Origin of the sequence: Lacisediminihabitans sp., assembly GCF_036404185.1 — a bacterium.
Lineage (GTDB): Bacteria > Actinomycetota > Actinomycetes > Actinomycetales > Microbacteriaceae > Lacisediminihabitans.
The window spans coordinates 17,151-27,108 of the sequence record NZ_DASWPB010000021.1 but is presented as its reverse complement, the minus strand read 5'-3'; the positions used below and the strand labels follow the sequence as shown (position 1 = coordinate 27,108).

The following is a 9,958-nucleotide window of genomic DNA, read 5'->3' as shown; positions in this document are numbered from 1 at the left end:
CCTCCGCAACGAGGTGCTTGGCCTGCACGCGGCGGGCGAAGGGGGTCAGGAGGCGAGGCTGGCGCTCAACCTCTCCGACGAGCCGGTCTCGTCGGGCGGGGTCACGATCGAGCCCCACGGCTGGATGCTCGGCTGAGTGTGTGGGCGCGGCGCGCGTGCAGACGGCCGCGTCTCGCCCGCAGTTGCTAAGGGAATCTGTTTAGTTTGGCTTAGTACCTGCTAGAGTCGGGACATGGACGAGCGGGATGCGAACGGCGCGGGGATCGCGACGGCCGCGATGGCCGGGGAGCTGCGCGCCCTGATCGGCCGGCTCAACCGCCGCCTGCGCGAGGAGGCCCGCCCGGGCGACTTCACGCCGTCCCAGGTGTCCGCTCTGGGCCGCCTGGTCGAGAGCGACCTGACGTTGACCTCCCTGGCCAGGGCCGAGGGGATGCGCCCGCAGTCGATGAGGGCGATCGTCGCCGTTCTGGAGGCGGCCGGCCTGGTCGTCGGCGCGCCGGATCCCTCGGACGGCCGGCAGGTCATCCTCTCTCTGAGCGCGGAGGCCCGCGAGACCATCGAGGCCAACCGCGTGGCGAAGGAGGACTGGCTGTTCCGGACCATCCAGGCGAAGCTCTCCGCCGGCGAGCAGGAGCAGCTGGCCAGCAGCATCGAGTTGATGAAGCGCCTCCTCGACCCGTAGTCGTCGCCGTCCGGCCCCGGGTCCCATTTCCCAGGTCCCGTTCCCTCACCCCAATCACAAGGAGAAGACCGCCATGGCCATCACCACGCTCGATCCGCAGACCGCCCTGATCGTGATCGACCTGCAGAACGGCATACTCGCCTCCCCCAAGGCGCATCCGCTCGAGGGCGTCCTCGGCAACGCCATCGCGCTGACGGATGCGTTCCGCGATCACGGCCTGCCCGTCGTGCTGGTCACCGTGGCCGGTGGGGCACCGGGTCGCACCGATCAGGCCGGCGGTGCCGCTCCGAGGCAGTTCCCCGAGGGCTGGGCCGATCTGATCCCCGAGCTCGACGGGCATCCGGGCGATCATCTGGTGACCAAGCGCACCTGGGGAGCCTTCCACGAGACCGGTCTGAACGACCACCTGCAGCAACTCGGCGTCACCCAGGTCGTCATCGTGGGAGTGGCGACCAGCGCGGGCGTCGAGTCGACGGCCCGCAGCGCCCACGAGCACGGGTTCAACGTGACCCTCCCCGTCGACGCGATGACCGACTCCAGCCTCGAGGCCCACGTCAACAGCGTCACGCGGATCTTCCCGAGGCTGGCTGAGACCGGGACCACGGCCGAGCTCCTCGACCTCCTCGGCAAATAGCCCGCGCGTGCTCGGCCGCGCATCCCTCGCACATCTCGCCCAGGGGACAAGAATGGCTGTTCCGCGCGATTGGGAAGGACGATTCTTGTCCCCTGGGGTGGTATTCCCCGGGGATGTGCCGGGATGCGGGGTGACGGATGGCTGGACCCGCGAAGAAACCGGGTTGCGCGACCGAGTGAGTGAGTGAGTGTGGAGTCGCTCACATGCCCGCAAGAGCCGCTCCGGCGGCACCGACGATGAGGTGCAGCGCTTCGTCGCCTTCGGCCAGCTGTGCCACCTCATCGTGACCGCGCGCATCGACGAGTCCTCTGAGGAGTGGGCTCGTCTGCTGTCGACGGGCATCCGGCATCCTCGGTCGATCTGACCGTGACGTGCGGGGCCGGCTCAGCCCTGCTCGGCGAACAGGGCATCGAGCTGCCCGAGCGCCAGAGTCATTCCCTCGAGCATTCCCATGCCCATCATCTGGTCGAGCTGCTCCGGACTCACGAAGGTGGTGACCACCGTCATGCGCGTTCCGCCCTCGACCTCCTCGAGGGTCACGACGGCCCGGGTCGGCTCGGAGTCGGGGGCCGGCTCGCCGTCATCACCGGCGAAGCCGTCGTCGAACTCCAGCCGGTGCGGGGCATCGATCGCGGTGATCGTCCACCACCCCCTGGCCTTCTCGCCGTCCGGCCCGGTCATGTGATAGCGGGAGCTTCCGCCGACGCGGAACTCGTGCCGCTCGAACGTGGCCGGCCAGGTGGGCGGACCCCACCACCGCTCCAGCTGACGCGGGTCCTCCCACACCCGCCAGACGCGTTCGACGTCCGCCTCGAACTGCGCGACAAAGGTCAGGGTCAGGTTCTGCGCATCCACGTGCGAACTGACGACGGTCATTGTCTACTCCTCATCTCTCGCCTCGGCGAGGATCTCTTCGATGCCCTCAGCGCGACGCATCCACAGGTCCTCGTAGGCGCTCAGCAGCCTCGTGGTGCGGCGCAGGGTGTCCACGTTGCCGCGCACGATCTGCTCCCGCCCCCGCCGCTGCTTCGTCACGAGGGACGCCCCCTCGAGGACGGCCACGTGTTTCTGCACCGCCGCAAAGCTCATGGAGTACTGCTGCGCCAGCGCGGACACCGACTGCTCCCGCAGGATCACCCGCGTCACGATGCTGCGGCGGGTTCCGTCCGCCAGGGCATGGAAGACCCGGTCGGCCTGGGTCCCGTTCATCGTTTCTACAACCATTTGGTTGTAGGTTAGCGGTTCACGATCGGCGGCACAAGCAGTTTTCTGGTCCGCAACCCTCCCCTCCCGTGCCTCTCTCCGTCCCGAGGGCGCTCAGGGGACACGAATGCTGCTTCCTCGCGCTCGGGAAGGGGCATTGTCGTCCCTTGGGGCGGAAATCAGGCGGATGAGGCGGAGACGAGGCGGAGATCAGGCGGTGAGCCGGTCCAGCAGCCAGTCCATCGCGACGGGCACGGCGGCGAGCACGGAGATGTGGCCGTCCCGCGGACGGTACCAGAGCTCCGAGTTCGGGCAGATCTCGAGCAGGTGCCGCGCGTGGGCGGCGGGTACCACGCGGTCCAGACCGCCCTGCACGAGCAGCGTCGGAGCGAGAACCCCGGCCGGGTCGAAACCCCAGTCCGCGGCGAAGGCGACATCGTCGTCGACGAGTCCGTCCGGTCCCGCCTCCCCCGCCGCCCCGGCATCGGCTCCGAGCGAGGCCCAGGCACCGGACAGGGCCTCCCAGTCGGCGGGGATGAAGCTCTCCGGGACGAATTCCTCGGTCTCCGCGAAACGGGCACGAGCCGCGCGCCCGTCGACCGCCGCGCGCAGTCCGGCATCCGAGGCCATGCCGGCCCACCAGTCGAATCGATCGGTGAGCGGGGCGATCGCGGCGAGTCCCACCGCGCCGAGGACCCGGTCGGGCAGCAATGCCGCGCAGGCGAGGGCGTGTGGGCCGCCTCCTGAGGCGCCCATGACGCCGAACCGCGCGATGCCCAGCCGGTCGGCGATGCGGGCGACGTCGGCGGCGGCAGAGGCGACACGGCGCCCGGGGTCGGGTGTTGAACCCGGGTAGCCGGGGCGGGCGTAGGAGATCACCCGGATGCCGCGACGTTCCGCGGCGACCGCGATCGGTTCGAGGATGGCGCCGGTCTGCGGCGAGCCGTGATGCCAGAACAGCACCGGCGCCTCGGGCGAGCGTGCGCCGCCGTCGTAGGTTCGCAGGATGCGGCCGCCATCGACGACGATGTCCCGTTCGATCATCACGGCCCCAGCCTAGGCCGGAGGTGCGCGGTCAGACCCGCTTCAGCGCGCGATCGAGGTCGGTGATGAGATCGGCGACGTCCTCGATGCCGATCGAGAGCCGGATCAGGCCGGCGGAGATACCCAGCCTGTCTCGGAGCTCCGGCAAGAACGAGTTGTGCGTCGTCGTGGCCGGATGCAGCGCCATCGAGCGCACGTCGCCGATGTTGGTCATCCGGCTGATCACGCGCAGGCCGTCGAGAAAGCGCCGCGCGCCCCCCTCGCCACCCCGGACGGTCACCGCGAACACCGAGCCCGTGCGGCCGTTGTAGAGCCGCCGCGCCAGCTCGTACCGGGGGTTTCCCGGCAGCCCGGCGTAGTCGACGCTCTCGACCCGCGGATGCGTGGAGAGCCATTCGGCGATCGCCAGCGAGTTGGCGACATGGCGATCCATCCGCAGGGAGAGGGTCTCGATGCCCTGATGGAGCAGAAAGGAGTTGAACGGCGAGAGCGCCGGCCCGATGTCGTTGACCACGGCCTCCCTGGCCAGGCGCGCGTACGCCGTCCGTCCGTGACGCTCGAGCACGGAGGGCGCGCCGGGCGAGGCGGGCTCGGTGAGCAGCGGATAGGACCGATCCGAGGCGCCCCAGTCGAAGGTGCCGCCGTCGACGATCGCCCCGGAGAGCCCTGCGCCGTGTCCGCTCAGGAACTTCGTCGACGAGTGCACCACGATCGCCGCCCCGAATTCGATCGGGCGGATCAGATACGGCGAGGCGATGGTGTTGTCCACCACCAGGGGGATTCCGTGCCTGGCGGCGACCCGGGCGATCCGATCGATGTCGACGATGTCGTTCTTCGGGTTCGGAATGGTCTCCGTGAAGATGGCCTTGGTATTCGGGCGGATGACCCGATCCCACTCCTCCTCGTCCGACTCGTCCCAGACGTAGTCCACCGTCACGCCGAAGCGGGCGAAACTGCGCCCGAACAGGATCCGGGTTCCGCTGTAGATGCTGGCCGTGGACACGATGTGCTCACCGGACTGCGCGAGCGCGAAGAGCGCCGAGGTGATCGCCGCCTGCCCGGAGGCCACCACGATGGCCTCGCTGCCACCCTCCAGCGAGGCGATCCTCCGCTCGGCCACGGTGCCGGAGGGGTTGCGCTGCCTCGAGTAGATGAGACCGTCGGCATCGCCGGAGAAGCGGCGGCGGGCATCCTCGAAGGAGTCGAATCGAAAGCCCGCGGTCATCGCTATCGGGGTGATCCGTGCGCCGCTGGTGAGGTCCTCCTGCTCGCCCGCGTGGACCTGCCGGGTGTCGAACGCGTACCCGTCCCAGTCGTACTCCGGGTCGTCCACCCGATCGTCGTCGACGGTGTTCTCCTGCTCATCGGCTGCCATGGGAGGCTCCTTGTCTACCGGCGGGGCGCGACGGCACGGCCACGCTCGTGCCGGCTGGCCCGATCGCGGTCCACGGCGTCGGCCATCGCGACGATCGTCTGTTCCAGAAGGGGGCGGGGCATGGCGAAGATCAGGCGGATGTGTCCCTCGAAGCCGCGTCCGCACAGGGCGCCGTCGGTGAGGGTGACGCCGGCCTCCGTGCGGAAGAACTCGGCGACGGATCCGTCGATGCCCAGCGCCGAGCAGTCCAGCCAGGCGATGTAGGTGGCGTCGGGCAGCGAATACCCCACCTCGGGCAGATGTCTGGCGAGAAGCGCCTGAAGAGCCAGCCGGTTGCCGTCGAGGTAGTCGACGACCTCGGTCAGCCAGGGACGGCCCTCCGTGTAGGCGACGGTCGCCGCGACGACGCCGAGTGTCGAGGCGCCCTGCATGGCCGTGAAGTCGAAGGCCTCGTAGGCCAGGTCGTCCGCGTCGTTGGAGGTGATCAGCTGGGCGGTCTTGAGGCCGGGCAGGTTCCAGGCCTTGGATGCCGAGGTGGCGGTGATCGTGTGCCCCGCAGCGATCGCCGAGATGGACGCATAGGGGATGTGGCGCTGCCGCCCGTAGAACAGTGGGGCGTGGACCTCGTCGGCGAAGACCCTGCCGTGATAGTTATCGACGATGCTCTCGATCGCCTCGAGCTCGTCGCGCTCCAGGGCGACACCGGTCGGGTTCTGCGGGTTGCAGAGCACCAGCGTGCGGGCGCCGGCGCGGAAGGCGGCCTCAATGGCCGCGAGGTCGTGATGCCAGCGACCCTGCTCGGTGATGCCGGGGACCTCGATCACCTCGCGGCCGAGCGCCGGGATGACGCTGAGAAAGGGCATATAGGCGGGCGTCGGCACGATGACGGCGGATCCGGCGGGTGAATACCGCGTGACGGCGATCTCGAAGGCGGCCATGACGTCGGCGACGGCGTGCACTCGTTGCCAGGGCAGGTCCCACCCGTATTCCCGCCGATTCCAGTCGGCGGTCGCGCGGGCCATCTGCTCGACGACGGCGGGCGAGAGGTAACCCAGGTGTCCGTCATCGATCGCGGCGTGCAGCGCGCTGGTGATCTCCGGGGCGGTGCCGAAATCCATCTCGGCGACCCAGGCGCCGACGGTGCCGGGATTGAGGCTCCATTTCCGGCTGGTGGGACGGTCGAGCTGTTCCTTGGTGATGCTGTCGAAGCGATGGCTGAACACGGTCATGACCTCGATCGACAGTGACAGGGCTCGCTTCTCGGAGTCGCTGATCGTGCCATGGCGGTCTCCTCGGTCTCGTGCGGGGCATCCCGCCCCTGATCCGAGTCTCGACGATATGCCGCGGATGGGCCAATCAGGAGACGAAAGGTGACCAAGTATGACGTCGGGCCGCGGTTCTGTCCGCCCTCTCGTCACGCGGTCAGTCGAGTCCGGGATGTCGACCGCCGACTGAGCGGCGGCCTCAGCCCCAGGTTCTCGCGGAGGGTCGTCCCGGCGTATTCGGTCGGATAGACACCGCGCTCCTGCAACGCGGGGACGAGCCTGTTGACGATGTCGTCGAGACCGGAGGGGATGAGCCAGGGAGTGACGTTGAAACCGTCGACAACGTGTTCATCGGCGAAGCGGACGAGCTGATCGGCGATGCCGCTGACGCTGCCGACGAAACCGCGTCCCGACGAGAGGTGGATCACCAGCTCCCTGATCGAGAACGAGTGCTCCTCCGCGATCGCCCGCCACCTGGTGACGACCTCCCTGGGGCTGACCCCGCGGAAGCCGGCGCCGCGAGTCTCGCCCGTCTCCTCCTGCACGGGATCGATCTCCGGCAGAGCGCCGTCCGGGTCGTAGGCCGACAGATCGGTTCCCCAGACGGCTTCGAGGAAGGCCAGCGCCGTCTGCGGGCTGACCTGGGAACGGCGGACCCAGCGCGCCTTGTCGATCGCCTCGGCCTCCGTATCGGCGAGGATGAACTCCTGACCGGGGAAGATCTTCAGGTCGTCCGCGGGCCGGGCTGCCGCCAGGGTGCGCCGACGGATGTCCTCGGCGAAGGCCTTCGCGTCCTCGAACACCCCGTGCGCGGAGAAGACGACCTCCGCGTTGCGGGCGGCGAAGTCACGCCCCTCGCCGGAGTCTCCCGCCTGGAACAGCACGGGATGCTGCTGCGGGCTGCGCGGAAGGCGACCGGTGCCGCGGATGGCGAAGTATCCGGTGTCTCTGGCGATCTCGGCGGCGGCATCACGCCCGGCCCAGGACGATGCACTCGCGCTGCCGGCGATCGTGTCCTCGTCGAAGGAATCCCACACCGCCCTCGCCGTCTCGACGACGTGCTCCGCATGCCGGTAGCGGTCGGCGTGGTCGAGATAGCCTCCGCGCCGGAAGTTCTCCCCCGTCCAGGCGTTGTCGGTGGTCACGATGTTCCAGGCGGCCCGCCCGCCGGAGAGCAGGTCGAGACTTGCGAGGCGATGGGCCAGATCGATCGGGTCGTTGTAGGTGGTGTTCTGGGTGGCCACGAGGCCGATGTTGTTGGTGATCGCCGCCAGCGCCGCCAGCTGGGTGAGTGCGTCGGGACGGCCAGCGACGTCGAGATCGTGCAGCCGACCGAGGTGCTCGCGCAGTCGGAGCCCCTCCCCGAGGAAGAAGGCGCTGAACAGGCCTCGTTCGGCGGTCTGCACGACCCGGCGGAAGCTCTCGAAGTCGGTCTGCGATCCGCTGGCCGGATCGGACCAGACCGTGCTGAAGTTGACACCCTGGAAGAAGATGCCGAACCGGATCTGGTGGCGCCGTGGTGCGGAGGTCATCGTCGTGCTCCCTGGATCGATGCGGACGGGGTGGATACGGGTGCGGGTGCGGGTGCGGTGGAAGCGAACCGGTTGTCCGGCCGCGGGAGACCGAGCGACTCCCTGAGGCTCTGCCCTGCTCTCGGCGAGAGGAAGACCCCGCGCCTGCGCAGCTCGGGCAGCACGGTCCGCCCGAGCTCGTCGAGATCGACGTCGAGCACGGCCGGATGGAGGCGCACTCCGTCGACCACCCGGGCGAGCTCGGTCAACAGCTCGACCAGCCCGCCGCTGTCTCCGACGTAGCGGGCTCGCTCCCCCTGGATCCAGGGGGTGTCGGCGTCCAAGGCCGCCAGCCGTCCGGCGGCGGGGACCCCCGCCGCGTCGAGGACGACCTCGAGCTCCGCGACCACACGGGGGGTGGTCGTGCCCCGCGCCACGGCCTCGACCGCCGACACCGTCCGCTCCTCGTCCAGGACGCGGCCTCCCACGGAGACGAGCGCGACGTCCACGCCTGCCTGCCCGGCCAGATCCGCCTCGGCGAACACCACGAGCTGCCCCTGCGGGGGACGGGGGACGATCGCCGGCCCCTTCACCGAGAACGACCCGCCGACGAAGTCCGCGTAGTGGATCCTCTCGCGATCGAGGTAACGGCCGGTGGCGACGTCGCGGATTACCGCGCCGTCCTCCCACGAGTCCCAGAGTCGCCTGGAGGTCTCGACGACGTCGGCGACCTCCGCCGTCAGCGCCTCGTGGCCGATGACCGGGTCACGTCCGTACTCCGCCGCGATGCGGGCATCCGGATCGGAGCCGACGATCCATCCCGCGCGACCCGAGGAGACGTGGTCGAGGCTGGACAGCTGGGTGGCGACGTGGAAAGGCTCGCTGTAGACGACGTGCGCGACGGGGACGAGCCCGATGCCGCCGGTGATCGGGGCGGCGAAGGCGGCTCGCTGGATGGCCTCGATGCGCCCGATCACGTCGGGGAAGGCGCCGGGTGGCAGCGGGGAGTCCTCGAAGGTGGCGATGGTGAAGCCCGCCCGTTCGGCGTCCCGCACGACCCTGGCCACCCGTCTGCCGGTGAGCAGCTCGTCCGGGGCGTGGCGGGCGGCGCGCCACGAGGCCGGATGCGCCCCGTCTCCGTCGAGCTCGACCGCGATCACGAACGGCCCGCTCATGCGGCCCCTCCCCGCTCGAGCGGAATCCGCTCCCCCGCTTCGACGGCCACGGGCAGATGGTTGCCCGCCGGAGGAAGGGGGCAGGTCGCGAAGTCCGTGTAGGCGCAGGGTAGGTTGGTCGCCCGGTTGAAGTCGATCGTCACGGCACCATGTTCGTCCGGCGCCTCGATGGACAGCGACCGGTTCGCGGCATAGGTGCTGATGCCGCCCGTGGCGTCGGTGAACAGCGCGAGGAGGCTCCCCCGGCCGAAGCCGGGGAAGACGATGAGTCGCCGGGTCTCGCCGTCGAGCTCGAACTCGACCGCCCCCGGCGCGGCATACACATGCTGAAGTCCCTCGGCGACGGAGCCGACGGTGGTCTCCTGCGGGGTCTCAAACGGGACGAAACGACCGGACAGCCGCCAGCGCGGATCGGGCGCGAAGGCGGGGGTGCCGCGGTAGGCGGTGCGGAGCGGATGGTCAGGATGCCGGGGCCGCACGATGTCGTGCCCGCCGCGCCTGGCGACCTCGACGACCGCCTCTCCGAAGGAGGCCGTGCGGCCGCCGCGCTCCGGGATCGGGCCGAAGCCCACGCGGCCGGTCACCCGAAGGCCGTCCAGCTCGAGGTGCTCTCCCCCGTCCAGTTCGACCACCGGACCGGCATCGGACGTCGACCAGGCTCCTGGGACGTCGGCGAACCGCAGCGGTGCGGCATCGAGCCAATGGATGCCCGTCACGGCGAGAAAACCGTGCCGGTCGGCGCGGTCGGCCTCGTGCCGGTCGTGCCAGTGCACCCAGTCCCTCTCGAAGGCGGTGGCCGTCCCCGGGGACGGGGCGATGATCTGGGTTGCGGGGGAAGCAGTCATGGCGGCACGCTAGATCGGCCACCGTCCTTTGTGCAGTCCCCGCGACACGGGACGTAATCATCGACACATGACGTAACCTTCCCGGTCGCCGGTCGGGGCTGCCCGGGCTGTTCCGGTCGCCGCTTGCCCGGCGGTGTCGTTCTGTCCAGTGAGGTTGCGAAATGAGTCGGCCGTTTACCGAATGTGACTCAGGACCGGCCCGGATCCTCCCCGGCTGCCTAGCG

Annotated in this window: 11 protein-coding genes; 3 read left to right on the top strand and 8 right to left on the bottom strand. The window is 69.8% G+C overall.

Annotated features, from left to right (window positions below; all coding sequences use genetic code 11):
• Positions 1-232 precede the first annotated feature (232 nt).
• The 3 genes from VGC18_RS01320 to VGC18_RS01310 all read left to right on the top strand — a co-directional run bounded on the left by VGC18_RS01320 (position 233) and on the right by VGC18_RS01310 (position 1,680).
• Positions 233-682: a MarR family winged helix-turn-helix transcriptional regulator gene (locus VGC18_RS01320; protein WP_331093427.1), complete on the top strand. Its 450-nt coding sequence runs from the start codon at positions 233-235 to the stop codon at positions 680-682.
• 73 nt (positions 683-755) lie between these two features.
• On the top strand, positions 756-1,316 hold the full coding sequence (locus VGC18_RS01315; RefSeq protein WP_331093425.1) for a cysteine hydrolase: 561 nt from the start codon (positions 756-758) through the stop codon (positions 1,314-1,316).
• A 187-nt stretch (positions 1,317-1,503) separates the two neighbouring features.
• A complete protein-coding gene (locus VGC18_RS01310; RefSeq protein ID WP_331093423.1) occupies positions 1,504-1,680 on the top strand; it encodes a hypothetical protein in 177 nt (58 codons plus the stop codon).
• A 20-nt stretch (positions 1,681-1,700) separates the two neighbouring features.
• Here the strand turns inward: VGC18_RS01310 and VGC18_RS01305 are convergent, their stop codons facing one another.
• The 8 genes from VGC18_RS01305 to VGC18_RS01270 all read right to left on the bottom strand — a co-directional run bounded on the left by VGC18_RS01305 (position 1,701) and on the right by VGC18_RS01270 (position 9,734).
• The gene (locus VGC18_RS01305; RefSeq protein WP_331093421.1) at positions 1,701-2,192 is read right to left on the bottom strand and encodes an SRPBCC domain-containing protein; all 492 of its coding nucleotides are present in this window, start codon (positions 2,190-2,192) and stop codon (positions 1,701-1,703) included.
• A 3-nt stretch (positions 2,193-2,195) separates the two neighbouring features.
• Positions 2,196-2,540 (bottom strand): ArsR family transcriptional regulator, encoded by a 345-nt coding sequence (locus tag VGC18_RS01300; RefSeq protein WP_331093419.1) that lies wholly within the window; start codon positions 2,538-2,540, stop codon positions 2,196-2,198.
• Positions 2,541-2,729: 189 nt separating this feature from the next.
• The gene (locus VGC18_RS01295) at positions 2,730-3,563 is read right to left on the bottom strand and encodes an alpha/beta fold hydrolase (protein WP_331093429.1); all 834 of its coding nucleotides are present in this window, start codon (positions 3,561-3,563) and stop codon (positions 2,730-2,732) included.
• Positions 3,564-3,594: 31 nt separating this feature from the next.
• Positions 3,595-4,938 (bottom strand): O-acetylhomoserine aminocarboxypropyltransferase/cysteine synthase family protein, encoded by a 1,344-nt coding sequence (locus tag VGC18_RS01290; RefSeq protein WP_331093417.1) that lies wholly within the window; start codon positions 4,936-4,938, stop codon positions 3,595-3,597.
• Positions 4,939-4,952: 14 nt separating this feature from the next.
• Entirely contained in the window at positions 4,953-6,167 is a 1,215-nt protein-coding gene (locus tag VGC18_RS01285; RefSeq protein ID WP_331093414.1) for a MalY/PatB family protein, read from the bottom strand.
• A 185-nt stretch (positions 6,168-6,352) separates the two neighbouring features.
• Positions 6,353-7,735, bottom strand: a complete 1,383-nt coding sequence (locus VGC18_RS01280) for an NtaA/DmoA family FMN-dependent monooxygenase (protein ID WP_331093413.1) — start codon at positions 7,733-7,735, stop codon at positions 6,353-6,355.
• Positions 7,732-8,889, bottom strand: coding sequence for an LLM class flavin-dependent oxidoreductase (locus tag VGC18_RS01275; protein ID WP_331093411.1), 1,158 nt, complete (start codon positions 8,887-8,889; stop codon positions 7,732-7,734). Before VGC18_RS01275 ends, VGC18_RS01280 begins: the two co-directional genes overlap by 4 nt.
• Positions 8,886-9,734, bottom strand: a complete 849-nt coding sequence (locus tag VGC18_RS01270; protein WP_331093409.1) for a DUF1684 domain-containing protein — start codon at positions 9,732-9,734, stop codon at positions 8,886-8,888. The genes VGC18_RS01275 and VGC18_RS01270 overlap by 4 nt, the downstream gene beginning before the upstream one ends.
• Between the last annotated feature and the right edge of the window lie 224 nt (positions 9,735-9,958).